The following is a 14,358-nucleotide window of genomic DNA, read 5'->3' as shown; positions in this document are numbered from 1 at the left end:
AGGGCTGCCGAACTGCCACGAATGCTCTAGGCTCGGCAACCGGGCACTAGGAGTAGAAGAGAAGAGAGTGCGCAAACCAGCAAGTCGCTGCTGCGACCTGCATTTAATTGGGAGAAATTGAAAGTTTGCGTTTTCATAATACGTTTATTATGAGCATGAAAGGGGGGTAAAGTCAAGGGTTTTTTTCATCTAGGGCTAGCTCGGGAATAGAATTGTGTTGCAACAGCGCCTTTTGCTCTTTTATTTGAGTCAGCTTGTCAACGCGCCCGTTGCGTAATTCATGAAGGGTTTCTTTTAAGGTAATGAATTTAATGGGTTCGGTGCGATCACTCCAGGCCCAGCCCAGGACTTCTTTGCCTTCAGGAGACAGGTTGTTAATGAGCTGGTTTATTTTTTGCGGTGGCGGGCAGTTTTCACCGGCACGGCTAATGCTGCCGCTTAGCCAGCTGCTTAATATTACATAAAGAATAAGGCTGCCTAGCAGAACAAGGCCCCACCAAATATAATTGTTTATACTGTTCAGGTAGGTTACCAGCTGGTTGCTGAAGGCTTCCAGCCCGGCGTAGTCCTGTTTTTTGCCAAAATCAATGATTTCACGGGCAAAGAATATCCAGGCAAGTGTGAAGATAACAATAATAGTGCTACGTAAAACAAGTTGTGGCATTGCCAGTTTTAACAGGGTTTTGCTGAGTACGGCGGTATCATTTTTGTAGGCCGCGGTTTTTTTTTGTTTCATAAAGAATTTTTACTATGCGTCAGGCGTTAGAGTTAAAAACAGGCCAGCATTTGGTTATGACCCCTCAGTTGCAGCAGTCATTGCGATTGTTACAATTTTCGGGTCTGGATTTCCAGGTTGAGCTAATGCGTGCCATTCAGGATAATCCGATGCTGGAGTTAGTAGATGATAACCAGATATCATCTGAAACACCAAATTCCGAGGCATCTTATGCTGAGGTTTTACAACAGGATTGGGATCAGCGCAAACCGGCATCGGCCAATGCCGAAGATGATGATTTCTACCCTGAAACCGCCACCAGTGTCAGTCTGGAAGCGTATTTGCGCAGTCAGCTGGGTACCACGCGTGCGCTGGAACGTGACATGCTTTTGGTAGATGTCCTGATTGATGAGCTGGATGAAAATGGATATCTGCATACCCCGCTGGAAGAGGTGGCCGGTTTTTTTGAGGCAGAGCATGAAGTAACGGTTGAGGAGTTGACGGTCGCATTACGTTTGTTGCAATCGTTTGACCCACCGGGTATTGCGGCGCGTAGCCTGTCTGAGTGTCTGTTATTGCAGCTCTCGCGTGAAATCAGCCCAGAACCCGATCGTGAGGTACTGGATTGTGCCAAAAAAGTTTGTACCCGTGCCCTGGATGCGCTGGCGGCGGCCGATATGGCTGCCCTGCAAACCATAACCGGTGCCGATATTGCGTTAATTCGTCAGGCCCATAGCCTGATCCAGCGTCTTGACCCGCGCCCTGGCAAAGCCTGGAGTACGCCGGCTGCCGATTATGCGGTTCCCGACGTGCTGGTGCGGAAAATTAATCATGAGTGGGTGTTATCGCTTAATCAGGGTGTTTTGCCAAAGGTTCGGATAAATGCCGAATATGAAAGCATGATCCGGACCCTGGGGAAAAAGGACGATACCGGCTTGAATGAACAATTAAGTCATGCAAAAGGGCTTTTAAAACAGGTTAATCATCGTTTTAGTACCATTCTGGATGTTTCCCGGGTGGTTATGAAGTATCAAACCGCCTTCCTTGAAGAAGGGATGTCTGCCATGCAACCCCTTACCTTAAGAGAGGTGGCGCAGGAGTTGGAGATTCATGAATCAACCGTATCGCGGGCCACCACGCAAAAGTTTATTGCCACTCCGCACGGGGTATTTGAACTGAAGCATTTTTTTGGTTCGGGGCTGGCGACCGAGTCGGGAGAGCAAACCTCGGCCAAGTCGATCCAATTAAAAATAAAAGCCCTGGTTGATGCCGAAGATGTTAAAAAGCCGCTGTCGGACAGTAAATTATGTGACTTGCTAATGGCTGATGGTCTGGTGATTGCCCGCAGAACCGTAGCCAAATACCGTGAGGCGATTGGTATTCCGCCTGCTTCCAGAAGAAAAGCCCAGGCATTTCTTAAAGGTTAACAATTAGTTAAATAAAAGCTGGTAAAAAATATTGCGAAAAAAATAAAAATAGATGATAATGATTCGCATGTATATTTGTATTTGTAATGCCATCACAGAAAAAACCGTTATCGAGGCAGTCAATAACGGTGCGTCAACACTGGGAGATTTACAGGCCGAGTTGGGTGTTGCATCGTGCTGTGGTTGCTGTGCTCAAACTGCCAGCGAATATCTTCCTCAAGGTTCAGCCTCTACGTCTGCAGTTAAGCAAGAGTATGTTAGTGAGCGCCATGGCCGTAAGGCAGTTGTGTCTACCGTACTTTGGCCGGCTTAATAAACGCTTGACCTGTTTTTTCGCGTAAGCGCCTTCTGCGGCAAGCAGGGGCGGCTTTGTGCTTTTCTTTTCATTAAGTCTGTTTTGTCATCACTTCCATTATACAATTGGCGCATAGGGACGGGCGTTGTCGTGGCATGCCTGGCCCTCTTGGATAACTTGAAAAAGGAAGGGCTATGAAAGGCGATAAAGAGGTTCTTAAATACCTGAATAAGCAATTAACCAATGAATTAACGGCTATTAACCAATACTTCCTGCATGCCCGTATGCTGAAAAATTGGGGCTTTAATGAGTTGGGAAAGCATGAGTATAAAGAATCCATTGAAGAAATGAAACATGCTGATGCATTGATGGAACGTATTTTTTTGCTTGAGGGATTACCCAATTTGCAAGACTTGCACAAGCTGCGCATTGGTGAAGACGTGCCGGAAATCCTGTCTTGTGATTTACACCTTGAAGTAGCGGCTCATGGTACGCTTATCGAAGCCATTGCCCATTGTGAGAAAGTACGGGACTACGTTTCACGTGATTTATTCCGCCGTATTCTTGATGACACCGAAGAGCATATCGACTGGCTGGAAACCCAGATTGAACTGGTAGAAAAAGTGGGCTTGCAAAATTACCTGCAAAGCCAGATGGGCGAAGAGTAAGCCAGGCAGGAAAAGTAAGCAAAATTAGTCTGTTTTGCAGGTTAACCGCTTAAGTTAAGTAACAAAAAAATGGCCCGGGAAGCATTTTCCGGGCCATTTTTTGGTTTAGCGTTGGGGGCAGTCTTTGACTTTGCCCCAAGCGTTGTTGGCACCGCAGTATTGCTCACGTACCTTGCCCAGGCAAGTGGGGCGCTCAAAGAAGCCCAGGGTGCGGCAGTGTGCAACTTCCCGGTGAAAGGCGGATTCCCAGGCATAACCGCCACCTGATGTGCCCGGCACCTGTGTGGGGCGGGTGATAGGCGTGGTCTGAATGGGGGCAGCGTCGATACGGCCGCTGGCCGTGCCAATGGTAACGTTTGGATTGTACTGGCTGCTGGATGCCGTCAGGATGTCGGATTTTTGTGAGGCGGTGACGGCCCAGTCTATGCCTGTCGGACTTTCAGGGACACCCTGTGCGCCACTCATGAGGGGCTGCTGGGGCTGGCGCAGCACAGGACGCCCGAATTGGTCAACTTGCGGGGGGGGATCGAACTCGCTAACGTTGGGTATATTGGCAGTAGTGGGCGTATGTGCAATAAGCCATTCGCCCGCCTGGATGCCGCCCCACGTGGCCAGTCCGGCAAATATCAGTAAAGAAATGAATAAAAAACGCCAAGACATTAATAAATTACCCTTCATTGATGTGTAGTTCATTTTAGCTGTTTTCCTAGAACATCTGTCCGGCATGTTCACGCATTGCATGAAAATTAATGTCAGGGTTCAGGTCCTGGGCCACACGAAGCTGGGCCGGAGAGCTAATCAGGAAAGCAAGCGCATCAACCACATCGTAAGCGATATGGGCAGCGTTGCTGTCCATGAATTTGCGCAGTGCTTTCGGATTGTCGCTGGTTACCCAGCGTGCCATTGTATATCTAGAAGGCATTAAACGCGCTTCCACGCCATATTCGGTTTTCAGGCGGTGAGCAACCACTTCAAATTGTAATTGGCCAATGGCGCCCAGCAATAGCGCACCACCGGCCGCTTCGGGACGGAATACCTGGATGGCGCCTTCTTCACCCAATTGGGTCAGGCCGGTACGCAGTTGTTTGGTACGCAATGGATCTTTAACTTCGACGCCCTGGAACAGCTCAGGGGCAAAGAACGGCAGGCCGGTAAATTGCAGGATTTCGCCTTCGGTAAGGACATCACCCAGGTGTAGCACACCGTGGTTGGGAATACCAATTACATCACCGGCATAGGCTTCGTCAAGCAGGTCACGTCGTTGTGACAGGAACGAAACCACGTTGTTGGGACGGATTTCTTTGCCGGTGCGGCTGACTTTCAGGCGCATGCCGCGTTCAAATTTACCCGAACTGACCCGTACAAAAGCCACGCGGTCGCGGTGGGCCGGGTCCATATTGGCCTGTACCTTGAAGACGACACCTGAAAACTTGGGCTCGTCGGGTTGGACGATGCGTTCCAGGGCCTGACGGGGACCCGGTTTGGGTGCCCATTTAACCAGGGCGTCAAGCACTTCCTGTACGCCAAAATTGTTGACGGCCGAACCAAAAAAGACCGGTGTTTGTTGTCCTGCCAGGAAGGCCTCGTGGTCAAAATCGGGGGTGGCCTCTTGAATGAGAGATATTTCTTCGTGGGCCTTGTCGAAGGCAGAGCCGAATTTTTCCCGGATCAGCGGGTTTTCCAGGCCTTCGATAAAATCATCGTGGCCGCGTCGTTCCTGGCCGGGGCGGAACAGGCGCATGCGGTCTCGCTGCAGGTCATAAACACCACCGAATGATTTGCCCATGCCAATTGGCCAGGTAAACGGGATGGTATCCATGCCCAGATGTGATTCAATTTCACCAAGCAGGTCTAGCGGTTCACGGACTTCGCGGTCAAGTTTGTTGATGAAGGTGAGAATGGGGGTGTTGCGGGCCCGGCAAACCTGCAGCAGGCGAATGGTTTGCGGTTCGATACCGTTTGCGGCATCAACCACCATGATGGCCGCATCAACAGCCGTCAGCACCCGATAGGTATCTTCTGAAAAGTCCTGGTGCCCGGGGGTGTCCAGCAAGTTGATGACACAGTCCTGGTATTCCATTTGCATGACGGATGAGGCCACTGAAATTCCGCGTTGCTTTTCAATTTCCATCCAGTCTGAGGAAGCATGACGGCTTGCTTTTCTGGCTTTTACGCTACCGGCAATCTGAATGGCGCCTGCAAACAGGAGCAATTTCTCGGTTAGTGTGGTTTTCCCTGCGTCGGGGTGGGAAATAATGGCAAAGGTGCGGCGCCGCGCCACTTCCTGCTTGATTGATAAGTGTGACATTAATTAAAAACGGTAGTTAGTCACCCGGGATGGGATGATAAGCTTACAGATTGATGGATGATTCGGGGATTCGTGCAAAAACATTGGTAGAATGCCAGAAAATGTTGTTTATTATAGATCTTTATCGGTTTTTTTTGTGAAAGAAAAGGGATACAAAGGCTAAGTCATTATGGCAAACAGGAAAATTAAAACACAGGACTTTCTTTCCAATGTCCCATTGTTCAGTGAGCTGGAGCTGGCCGAGCTGGATGCCATTGCGCTAGGAACCACAGAGATGAAGGTTAGGCGTGGTGAAATTGTGTTTCAGCGTGGCGAACCTTGCCTTGGGTTGCATGTGCTTATTTTCGGGCAAATCAAGCTGTCAGTGACTTCATCACCCGGCAACGAAAAAGTCGTCAAGATTATCCGTGCCGGAGACAGTTTTGGCGAGGCGCTCATGTTTATGGGCAAAAACTATATCGTGACAGCGCAGGCGCTGGAAGACAGTCTGGTACTGCATGTTAGCAGTAGTGTTATTAAGGCTGAGCTGGCCAAAAACCATAATTTGACGGTTAACATGCTAAAGGGACTTAGCCAGCGGCTGTATGGTCTGATGGAAGACGTTGAGTCCTATTCCCTGCGTTCAGGCGCACAGCGGGTGATTGGTTATTTGCTTAAGCACGATCATTGTGAAAACGGGGAAACCATTACATTAAGTACCAGCAAGGCCATTATTGCTTCGCGCCTTAACATTACCCCCGAGCACTTTTCGCGTATTTTGCTGGATTTAAGCACGCACGGCCTGATCAAGGTAAAGAGCAAAGAAATTACTATTCTGGATATGCAGGGACTTATTGATTTTTAAGCGGTTTTTTTATATTGCCTGGCAAGCCGGTGATAGATGTTGACGGCACCCAGCAAGTTGAAAAACAGCATGCCTGCCGATACCAGCAGTAACAGTGCCGCCAGGGTGGCAAAGCCGGGAACCTGCCAGGCGGCAGCCAGCATGGCCGGTACGGTTAACAATTGCACCCAAAACTGGCGCATGGCCTTGGCTTCGGGCAAAATATCTTTTATTTTAGGTACCGCACCCGAACGGAACGGGACGATTTCCTGGCTGTGCACCAGTACTAAAAAAGGCACAATTTTGTACAGCATGCCATTAATGGCAGAATAGGCGCAACCCAGAATAAATAATATGCCCAGCGACAGTTCCAGTTGCGGCAGGCTAAACAATTGCAGTAGCGCTAACAGGATGCCGCTGCCAAACAGGCTGCCCAGTGACAGTCGCCAGAATAAAGTGGTGACATCGGGTTCGGGACGTTTGCGGCCTTTAAGTAAAATGCCAGTCTGGATGGTAAAAACAAGGGCCAGAATAACCAGTACAAAAACCAGTGCGGTTTGAAAAATGCCCGAATGCAGGCCGAACCATTCAGAGAAAACCGTCCATAGCAATAACACGATAAAAAGGGCGGGCAAGAGTCGTCGCGTCATGCTCGCAGGATAAATTTCTGTGACCTGGAACAGGGGGATGACCTGAAAGCTGATGCCCATTAGCAACATGGCTACCCAGCCGGCCAGGCCCCACAAGGCATGCAGATTGGTAAGCGCCACCAAAGACAGGCCCAATGGGTGGGTAAACGCGTAAACCAGGATCAGGCCAAGAATAACCGTGATGGCCAGGCTGGCGACGCTATAACGGACTGCCAGGATGGATGCCCTGGCTTTTTCTGCCTGCTGCCTGCGTGACCGCCAAAACCCAAGATTAAGGGCAAAAATGCAAATGGCCAGGCCGCTTCCCAGCAGGATGGCCGCTGTGATGAAAAGCGGGTTGGACAGGGCCAGGAAGGCGCTTGCCAGTGTTAAGGTCCCGATTCCCAGCAGCAGGAAGACAATCAGCCCCAAGGGGTTGGGAAAAGGAATCTGAATACGGAAGGCAACCGGTAAGAGCTGGATTAATGAGCCGGTCATGCTCATGGTCAGAATGCCCAGCGTGAAAAGATGGGTAACACTTAACATGACCGGTGACCACCGGCTTAACCAGGCATCGGAGCCCGACAATAGCAGCAGCAAGGCCGCCAGCATGGCAAACAGTGGCGCCGCCAGAAAAAAACGCATGGGCGCCATCAGACCGGGCATGCTGTCGAATGTCAGGGCACGTTGCATTAAGCCTTTTTCCAGATGATGACTTCATAAGAGTAATCAGGCTGCTTGCGGATACTGTATTCGAACTGTTCGCTTTCCAGAATGCGAAACAGGGGGATGGGTTCGCGGTCTATTAGCATGCGCAGGCGTTTTTCACCGTTGTTGATTTGGGGCAGTATGTCCAGCACCTGTTCCATGGGTTCGGGCGGGGGCAGGCCGCGTACGTCCAGCTGAATGTCATTGTTCATGTTTAATCCGTAAATCAAGGCGGTTAGTGGGCCTGATAAAGAAATCGCTAGCAGGCGTTATGTAGATACATATCAATATATTATCAAATTAATATTGATGTCTTGTTTTTTCTTGATATTACTCAAGGTTGCGCGATGAGCTGGATTGTTATATTCAATCATTACTTCTTGCTTGAAACCAAGCGTCAATAATATTCAAGTTTAAATTAATATGTCAAGTATTTCGCCAGTAAACGGTAACGGCCAGCCCGGTTCAGGGCAGCCAGTTATAGAGTTAGTGTGTCCGGCCGGTAGTTTGCCTGCCCTGAAAAACGCGGTGGATAACGGTGCAGACTGTGTCTACCTGGGGTTTCGGGATGCTACCAATGCCCGCAATTTTGCCGGGCTTAATTTTGATGACGCGGCCATACGTGAAGGGATAAATTACGCACATGCCCGGGGTTGCCGGGTATTTGTTGCGCTTAACACGTATCCCCAGCCCGGCAGCACCGGTTTATGGACGCAAGCCATCGACCACGCTGCCAGTATGGGGGTAGATGCCCTTATTATGGGCGACTTGGGCTTAATGGCTTACGCGGCCCATAAATATCCCGATTTACATCGTCATTTGTCGGTACAGGGCTCGGCCACCAATTACGAGGCGATTGCTTATTACCAGCAGCAGTTTGGTATTACGCGGGTTATTTTGCCGCGAGTCCTTTCGCTGGCCCAGGTAGAGCAGGTGGCTGAAAACACCACGGTAGAAATAGAGGTATTTGGGTTTGGCAGCCTGTGCGTCATGGTAGAAGGGCGTTGCGCCCTTTCTTCTTATGTGACTGGCGAATCGCCCAATACGCATGGTGTGTGTTCGCCTGCCAAGGCCGTACGCTGGCAACAAACCCCCAATGGGCTGGAGTCACGCCTTAATGGTGTGCTGATAGACCGTTATGGTGATAATGAAAATGCCGGTTATCCTACCCTGTGCAAGGGCCGGTTTGATGTTGAAGATGAAAACTATTATGCGATTGAAGAGCCTACCAGCCTGAATACGCTGGAAATCCTGCCCCGGCTGGTTCAGCTGGGGGTGCGTGGTGTCAAAATTGAAGGACGCCAGCGCAGTCCGGCTTATGTTGGCCAGGTCACCAAGGTATGGCGTCAGGCCATAGACAACTGCCTGTCCCAGGCGCAGCGTTATTCAGTCAAGCCCGAATGGATGGCCAGCCTGAATAAAGTGGCCGAAGGGCAGCAGCATACGCTGGGTGCCTATAACCGCCCCTGGAAATAATTCAACAATCAAATATATTTGCATAAAGGTATTCTTGTGAAAATCGCACTGGGACCCATACAGTATTACTGGTCACGCAATGAAGTCGTGTCTTTTTACGGAAAAATGGCCGAAAGCGCCGCACAAATCGTGTATCTTGGGGAAACGGTCTGTTCGCGCCGCCATGAGCTGCGCCTGCCCGACTGGCTGGATATTGCCCGTGACCTGAAGGCCTGTGGCAAAGAAGTGGTTTTGTCTACGCAAACCTTGCTGGAAGGCGAAAGCGACCTTAAAGTACTCAGAAAAATCGTGGCTAACGAAGCGTTCACGGTGGAAGCCAATGACATGGGTGCCGTGCATTGCCTGCAAGGGCAAGGTTTTGTGGCCGGTCCCTTTTTAAACCTGTTTAGCGTGCCTTCCCTTGAGTTGCTGGTTAAGCAGGGGGCCAGGCGTTGGGTGATGCCGCTGGAAATGGGACAGGCTGGCCTGGCCAGCATTCTGGCCGAAAAACAGTTTCCGGTAGAAACCGAAGTGTTTGCCTATGGCCGTTTGCCACTGGCCTTTTCAGCCCGCTGCTTTACCGCCCGAAACCGCAACCTGCCCAAAGACAACTGTCAGTACGTGTGCATGGATCACCCAAATGGCCTCATGATGAAAACCCGCGAAAGCCAGCCTTTCCTGGTGCTTAACGGCATACAAACCCAGTCGGCGCTGGTGTATAACCTGCTGGCCGACGTGCACAGCATGCGTGAAACGGGCGTGGATATTGTCCGTATTAGTCCGCAATGGCAAGATACCGACAAAATTGTTGAACTGTACGATGCCGTTATTAACAATCGTCTTGATGTGGCCAGTGCCATGGCACACATTGAACCCTTAATGCCCGAACAAGGTTGTAATGGCTACTGGCATGGCAAGCCGGGCCTTGAACAGGTGGCGGCTTAAGCCATCTTTGGAGAAATACGATGGACAAGCCTTTTTTGCTTCCGCCGTTTGTGAAAACGGTTTTTTCAAAACTGCCGTCTTATCCCGGCACGTTTTTCTTTGTTAACGGGCTTAACCTGTTATTGAAAAAGCATTTGCCTGAAGATGTGCTAGGCCGCCTTCAGAATAAAAAACTGCGTCTGGAGGTCAAAGACGCGGGCATTTCTTTTGACTATAGCTGGCGCAACCGTGCGTTTGTGGCCTGTGCCCGGTATGCTGAAGAACCAGACTTGGTTATTGCTTCAAGCCTGTACGATTACTGGCAAATGATCCAGCGTAAAGAAGACCCCGATACCCTGTTTTTTAGTCGTCGCATGATGATAGAAGGCGACACAGAGCTGGGTCTGATGGTTAAAAATACGTTGGATGGGATTGATTTATCGGTGCTGTCGCCCGAACAGGTATTAAAAAACCTGCCTGGCATGCAGATCATTGGCCGGTTAGTTAGGCCTGCCAACGATGCTAGGCATTCTTCCTTAATGTAAAACGCGTAAACATGGCCGATACCTGTTCAACCAATGCTTCAGACGGGTATCCGGCCAGGGTGGTGCTGTTCAGGACGACATCGTTGCAACCCTGGTCACGAAACAGTTGCCATACATAATTGTTCACGTTCATGTTGGCCAAGCTGTTGGCCAGTTCCAATAAGTCTTCTTCGGGCAGCAGCAGGGGGTGCAGGGTGGTGCGCAGTTCATAGTCTACCCCGCTGGCCAGCACCGCCTGTAAACAGGCCAGGGCCTGGTCGCCACTGCCGGCAAATTGTGTGATATGGGCGTATTTATTAAATGTCGCCTTGATATCCAAGCCAATCCAATCTACCAGTGGCAGTACTTCTTTCAGCCGTCGTGGGTAAATACCCGCGCAATGCAGGCCGATTTTATAACCCAGTGCCTTAACCTGTTGCATGGCTTCTTCCAGGGCAGGGTCAATGGTGGGTTCGCCACCACTGAATACCACGGCGTCAATCAGGCCGGCCCGCTTTTGCAGGAACGTCATGATGTTGTCCCAGTCCAGCGGGTTGCTGGTTCCCCGTTCCTGCAAATGCGGGTTATGGCAGTAGCCACAGCGCCAGGGGCAACCCTGCACAAACAGTACGGTGGCCATCTGGCCGGGGTAGTCCGAGGTGCTGAAGGGGGTCATGCCCCCAACCCTTAGCGAAGAAGCTGGTGCTGCGTCAGGATTCAAAGGCGGGCCTCTTTTTCGCTGAAGTATTTTCTTTCATGAAATTCACCTTTTTTGCCAATATTGAATGAAGACATGGGGCGGTGGTAGCCCATGACCCGGGTCCAGATTTCGCATGGCTGGCGTTCTTCGTCGCTAAGCGTGATGTTTGCGGGTTTGTTCATGAGGGTGCTTTGCATTTTATTTCCTTTAGATTTGAATTGATTTGGGTTTGTTTAGATTAAATGAATCTATGCGGCTTCTTTCAGTTTTTTCTGGATCAGTTCATCGTCACATTTCGGGCAGAATTTATGGCTTCCGCCCAGGTAGCCATGTTTGGGGCAAATGGAAAACGTGGGCGTCACGGTTATGTAAGGCAAATGAAAGCGCCCCAAGGCACGCTTGACCAGGTTGCGGCAGGCATCCGCCGTGGAAAGCGGGTCGGTCATGTACAGGTGTAAAACGGTGCCACCGGTATATTTGCGTTGCAAGTCGTCTTGCCTTTCCAGTGCCTCGAAGGGGTCGTCGGTAAAACCGACCGGTAACTGGGAAGAATTGGTGTAATAGGGCATGTCTGTCGTGCCCGCCTGCAAAATAGCCGGGAAACGTTTGCGGTCTTCCTTGGCAAAACGGTAGGTGGTGCCTTCGGCCGGGGTGGCTTCCAGGTTGTACATATGACCGGTTTTTTCCTGGAAAACCAGCATTTTGGCGCGGATATGATCCAGCAGGCGGATGGCGAAGTCATGCCCCCATTCAGACGTAATATCATGTTCGTCATGAGTGAAGTTGCGGATCATTTCATTAATGCCATTCACCCCCAGGGTTGAAAAGTGGTTGCGCAAGGTGCCCAGGTAACGTTTGGTGTAGGGAAACAGGCCGTTATCCATGTGTTTCTGGATTTCCGTGCGCTTCAGTTCCAGGCTGGTTTTGCCCAGTTCCATTAGTTCGTCCAGCCGCTTAAACAGGGCGGCTTCATTGCCGGCATATTGGTAGCCAAGGCGGGCGCAGTTAATGGTAACCACACCCAGGGAACCGGTTTGTTCCGCTGAGCCGAACAGGCCATTGCCCCGCTTGAGCAATTCGCGCAAGTCCAGCTGCAGGCGGCAGCACATGGAGCGGATCATATTGGGCTTGAGCTCGGAATTAATGAAATTCTGGAAATACGGCAGGCCGTATTTAGCGGTCATTTCAAACATCAGCTCGGCGTTGGGGCTGTGCCAGTCAAAGTCTTCGGTAATGTTGTAGGTGGGAATCGGGAAGGTGAACACCCGGCCTTTTTCATCGCCCTGCATCATGATTTCAATGTAGGCGCGGTTAATCATGTCCATTTCGGTTTGCAGCTCACCGTAGTTGAATGGCATTTCCTTGCCGGCGATAACCGGCGTTTGTTCACGCAGGTCTTCGGGGCAGATCCAGTCAAAAGTCAGGTTGGTAAAAGGGGTTTGCGTACCCCAGCGTGAAGGCACGTTCAGGTTGTAGATGAGTTCCTGCATGTATTGCTTGACGGTGGGGTAGTCCAGTTTGTCTACCCGTACATAAGGTGCCATGTAGGTGTCGAAAGAGCTGAAAGCCTGGGCGCCGGCCCATTCATTTTGCAGGGTACCCAAAAAATTCACAATTTGCCCGATCGCGCTGGACATGTGTTTGGGCGGGGAAGACTCCACTTTGCCGGGCACGCCATTCAGTCCTTCGTTCAGCAGGGTACGCAGTGACCAGCCGGCGCAGTAGCCGGAAAGCATGTCCAGGTCATGAATGTGCAAGTCGGCATCACGGTGCGCCTGGCCGACTTCGGGTGGGTAAATGTGGTTAAGCCAGTAGGTGGCAATCATTTTGCCGGAAATGTTCAGAATCAGGCCGCCCAGCGAGTAACCCTGGTTGGCATTGGCGTTAACACGCCAGTCGGCTTGGCTGAGATATTCATCAATGCTGGTTTGGGCATTGATCAGGCTTTCCTGTGACATGCGTTTATCCTTGAAAAACTATATATGGTGTTTTTATGGATATTAAACACAAGATGTAGTTGTTTCAAGGGTGGGTTTGCAATAAAAGCGGATAGCTTGATCTGGATTAATCTTCTGCCGGATTCTGATTATATTTATTTGGCAGCGCGTTCTGACACTGCCGATTTGCGCCGACGCCGCTTCGCGCCGAAGTCGCTGCATCGGCAGTGTCAGAACGCTTTACTTTACTCGCTAGGAATCCTCATTCCCACGCAGGAGCATCGGAAGAAAAAACAGACCGCTTCCCGCACTCAACTCGTCCTCGTTCCGACGCTCCTGAGTGGAAACGTATACAGCCAGCTTTCTGTACAGGAACACCTCTTAGCCCAGCTTTTGCCCCATGCCTGCCATAAACAGGGCAGCCATAATAAATAACACCCCAAAGAACTTATTCATTCTGGCCGCATGATGCGGGTTGCGCATGAGATGCATAACCTTGGCCGCCAGGCCGGTATAAACGGCCATCACGGCCAGGTCCACAGCGCACAGGGTAGAGGAAATTAACGCATACTGGATAAGCAGCGGTTTGGACAGGTCAAGAAATTGCGGAATGACCGCCAGCAGGAAAATGGCCCCTTTGGGGTTCATGATATTCACCAGGATACCCTGCATAACCAGTTTGTGGGCAGGCGTATTGGGTAGAGAATCCTGCTCAAGCCGGATCATGGCAACCGGCGAACGGTATTGTTTATAGCCCAGGTAAATAAGATAAAGTACGCCCGCCCACTTGACGATATTAAACGCCATTTCAGAGGTGGCGAGCAGGGCACCAACACCAATCACGCTAATGACAAACTGGATGGCAAGGCCAATAGCCAGGCCAATGGCGTTCCAGTAACCCCGTTTGAATCCAAAGCGCAAACCCGATGACATGGATGCCACGGCACCCGGCCCGGGTGAGATTGAAATAGCCCAGGAAGCGGCAAAAAGGGTAAGCCAGACGGAAAGAGACATGGTGAGGGCGGGAGTAGAGAGTTAGAAATAATGCGGGAACCTTGAATTTTACCATGACTCCAGCATTGAAATTGACCGTGCCAGGTTAAGGAGCATGATGTTTAACTTATACGACCTTATACTTTTTTATGCTTGTCTGGGTTTTCGCTGATTTGCTGTAGTTATCGAATCTAAACCCCGCGAGGCCTCGTTGATTACCTTCCTGGCTGCCGCAGCAAATATCACCTTGTT

At 50.6% G+C, this 14,358-nt stretch carries 16 protein-coding genes; 7 read left to right on the top strand and 9 right to left on the bottom strand.

Features of this window, described 5'->3' with window-relative positions:
- Positions 1 to 172: 172 nt before the first annotated feature.
- A complete protein-coding gene (locus tag JHL22_RS01750) occupies positions 173 to 736 on the bottom strand; it encodes a hypothetical protein (RefSeq protein ID WP_200233210.1) in 564 nt (187 codons plus the stop codon).
- Positions 737 to 750: 14 nt separating this feature from the next.
- On the opposite strand from JHL22_RS01750, the gene rpoN reads away from it, so the two are divergent.
- The 3 genes from rpoN to bfr all read left to right on the top strand — a co-directional run bounded on the left by rpoN (position 751) and on the right by bfr (position 3,105).
- Entirely contained in the window at positions 751 to 2,142 is a 1,392-nt protein-coding gene (gene rpoN, locus JHL22_RS01745; protein WP_200233209.1) for an RNA polymerase factor sigma-54, read from the top strand.
- 67 nt (positions 2,143 to 2,209) lie between these two features.
- Positions 2,210 to 2,455, top strand: coding sequence for a (2Fe-2S)-binding protein (locus tag JHL22_RS01740; RefSeq protein WP_200233680.1), 246 nt, complete (start codon positions 2,210 to 2,212; stop codon positions 2,453 to 2,455).
- A 176-nt stretch (positions 2,456 to 2,631) separates the two neighbouring features.
- The gene (gene bfr / locus JHL22_RS01735; protein WP_200233201.1) at positions 2,632 to 3,105 is read left to right on the top strand and encodes a bacterioferritin; all 474 of its coding nucleotides are present in this window, start codon (positions 2,632 to 2,634) and stop codon (positions 3,103 to 3,105) included.
- A gap of 105 nt (positions 3,106 to 3,210) precedes the next feature.
- Here bfr and JHL22_RS01730 read toward each other — a convergent pair whose 3' ends face one another.
- Positions 3,211 to 3,798, bottom strand: a complete 588-nt coding sequence (locus JHL22_RS01730; protein ID WP_200233191.1) for a hypothetical protein — start codon at positions 3,796 to 3,798, stop codon at positions 3,211 to 3,213.
- 13 nt (positions 3,799 to 3,811) lie between these two features.
- The gene (locus tag JHL22_RS01725) at positions 3,812 to 5,413 is read right to left on the bottom strand and encodes a peptide chain release factor 3 (RefSeq protein ID WP_200233189.1); all 1,602 of its coding nucleotides are present in this window, start codon (positions 5,411 to 5,413) and stop codon (positions 3,812 to 3,814) included.
- A 169-nt stretch (positions 5,414 to 5,582) separates the two neighbouring features.
- Here JHL22_RS01725 and JHL22_RS01720 point away from each other — a divergent pair, with 169 nt between their 5' ends.
- Positions 5,583 to 6,257 (top strand): Crp/Fnr family transcriptional regulator, encoded by a 675-nt coding sequence (locus tag JHL22_RS01720; RefSeq protein ID WP_200233187.1) that lies wholly within the window; start codon positions 5,583 to 5,585, stop codon positions 6,255 to 6,257.
- Here the strand turns inward: JHL22_RS01720 and JHL22_RS01715 are convergent.
- Positions 6,254 to 7,558: a hypothetical protein gene (locus tag JHL22_RS01715; RefSeq protein ID WP_200233186.1), complete on the bottom strand. Its 1,305-nt coding sequence runs from the start codon at positions 7,556 to 7,558 to the stop codon at positions 6,254 to 6,256. The two genes, JHL22_RS01720 and JHL22_RS01715, sit on opposite strands and share 4 nt — an antisense overlap.
- Positions 7,558 to 7,785, bottom strand: a complete 228-nt coding sequence (locus tag JHL22_RS01710; protein ID WP_200233185.1) for a DUF2249 domain-containing protein — start codon at positions 7,783 to 7,785, stop codon at positions 7,558 to 7,560. The genes JHL22_RS01715 and JHL22_RS01710 overlap by 1 nt, the downstream gene beginning before the upstream one ends.
- A gap of 211 nt (positions 7,786 to 7,996) precedes the next feature.
- Here JHL22_RS01710 and ubiU point away from each other — a divergent pair, with 211 nt between their 5' ends.
- The 3 genes from ubiU to ubiT are packed head-to-tail and all read left to right on the top strand — an operon-like array spanning position 7,997 to position 10,497.
- On the top strand, positions 7,997 to 9,049 hold the full coding sequence (gene ubiU, locus JHL22_RS01705; RefSeq protein ID WP_200233184.1) for a ubiquinone anaerobic biosynthesis protein UbiU: 1,053 nt from the start codon (positions 7,997 to 7,999) through the stop codon (positions 9,047 to 9,049).
- A 36-nt stretch (positions 9,050 to 9,085) separates the two neighbouring features.
- Positions 9,086 to 9,973: a U32 family peptidase gene (locus JHL22_RS01700; RefSeq protein WP_200233183.1), complete on the top strand. Its 888-nt coding sequence runs from the start codon at positions 9,086 to 9,088 to the stop codon at positions 9,971 to 9,973.
- Positions 9,974 to 9,993: 20 nt separating this feature from the next.
- Positions 9,994 to 10,497 (top strand): ubiquinone anaerobic biosynthesis accessory factor UbiT, encoded by a 504-nt coding sequence (ubiT, locus tag JHL22_RS01695; RefSeq protein WP_200233182.1) that lies wholly within the window; start codon positions 9,994 to 9,996, stop codon positions 10,495 to 10,497.
- On the opposite strand, the gene JHL22_RS01690 is transcribed toward ubiT, so the two are convergent.
- The 4 genes from JHL22_RS01690 to JHL22_RS01675 form a co-directional block, all read right to left on the bottom strand.
- Complete coding sequence (locus JHL22_RS01690) at positions 10,475 to 11,197, bottom strand: anaerobic ribonucleoside-triphosphate reductase activating protein (RefSeq protein ID WP_407926753.1); 723 nt, start codon at positions 11,195 to 11,197, stop codon at positions 10,475 to 10,477. The two genes, ubiT and JHL22_RS01690, sit on opposite strands and share 23 nt — an antisense overlap.
- Positions 11,194 to 11,373, bottom strand: a complete 180-nt coding sequence (gene nrdD, locus JHL22_RS01685; protein WP_200233180.1) for an anaerobic ribonucleoside-triphosphate reductase — start codon at positions 11,371 to 11,373, stop codon at positions 11,194 to 11,196. Before nrdD ends, JHL22_RS01690 begins: the two co-directional genes overlap by 4 nt.
- Positions 11,374 to 11,424: 51 nt before the next feature.
- Positions 11,425 to 13,134 carry a ribonucleoside triphosphate reductase gene (locus tag JHL22_RS01680; protein WP_200233178.1) on the bottom strand — a complete coding sequence of 570 codons (1,710 nt, stop codon included), beginning with the start codon at positions 13,132 to 13,134 and terminating at the stop codon, positions 11,425 to 11,427.
- A 360-nt stretch (positions 13,135 to 13,494) separates the two neighbouring features.
- Complete coding sequence (locus tag JHL22_RS01675; RefSeq protein ID WP_200233177.1) at positions 13,495 to 14,127, bottom strand: LysE family translocator; 633 nt, start codon at positions 14,125 to 14,127, stop codon at positions 13,495 to 13,497.
- Positions 14,128 to 14,358 lie beyond the last annotated feature (231 nt).

Source organism: Advenella mandrilli (genome assembly GCF_016595155.1).
Classification (GTDB): domain Bacteria; phylum Pseudomonadota; class Gammaproteobacteria; order Burkholderiales; family Burkholderiaceae_B; genus Advenella; species Advenella mandrilli.
Note: the sequence above shows the minus strand (reverse complement) of the source record. Positions and strands in the feature narration are given on the sequence as shown.

Coding starts and splice junctions, on each gene's coding strand:
- JHL22_RS01750 (WP_200233210.1), bottom strand. CDS start 736: ATGAAACAAAAAAAAACCGCGGCCTACAAAAATGATACCGCCGTACTC.
- rpoN (WP_200233209.1), top strand. CDS start 751: ATGCGTCAGGCGTTAGAGTTAAAAACAGGCCAGCATTTGGTTATGACC.
- JHL22_RS01740 (WP_200233680.1), top strand. CDS start 2,210: ATGTATATTTGTATTTGTAATGCCATCACAGAAAAAACCGTTATCGAG.
- bfr (WP_200233201.1), top strand. CDS start 2,632: ATGAAAGGCGATAAAGAGGTTCTTAAATACCTGAATAAGCAATTAACC.
- JHL22_RS01730 (WP_200233191.1), bottom strand. CDS start 3,798: ATGAACTACACATCAATGAAGGGTAATTTATTAATGTCTTGGCGTTTT.
- JHL22_RS01725 (WP_200233189.1), bottom strand. CDS start 5,413: ATGTCACACTTATCAATCAAGCAGGAAGTGGCGCGGCGCCGCACCTTT.
- JHL22_RS01720 (WP_200233187.1), top strand. CDS start 5,583: ATGGCAAACAGGAAAATTAAAACACAGGACTTTCTTTCCAATGTCCCA.
- JHL22_RS01715 (WP_200233186.1), bottom strand. CDS start 7,558: ATGCAACGTGCCCTGACATTCGACAGCATGCCCGGTCTGATGGCGCCC.
- JHL22_RS01710 (WP_200233185.1), bottom strand. CDS start 7,785: ATGAACAATGACATTCAGCTGGACGTACGCGGCCTGCCCCCGCCCGAA.
- ubiU (WP_200233184.1), top strand. CDS start 7,997: ATGTCAAGTATTTCGCCAGTAAACGGTAACGGCCAGCCCGGTTCAGGG.
- ubiT (WP_200233182.1), top strand. CDS start 9,994: ATGGACAAGCCTTTTTTGCTTCCGCCGTTTGTGAAAACGGTTTTTTCA.
- nrdD (WP_200233180.1), bottom strand. CDS start 11,373: ATGCAAAGCACCCTCATGAACAAACCCGCAAACATCACGCTTAGCGAC.
- JHL22_RS01680 (WP_200233178.1), bottom strand. CDS start 13,134: ATGTCACAGGAAAGCCTGATCAATGCCCAAACCAGCATTGATGAATAT.
- JHL22_RS01675 (WP_200233177.1), bottom strand. CDS start 14,127: ATGTCTCTTTCCGTCTGGCTTACCCTTTTTGCCGCTTCCTGGGCTATT.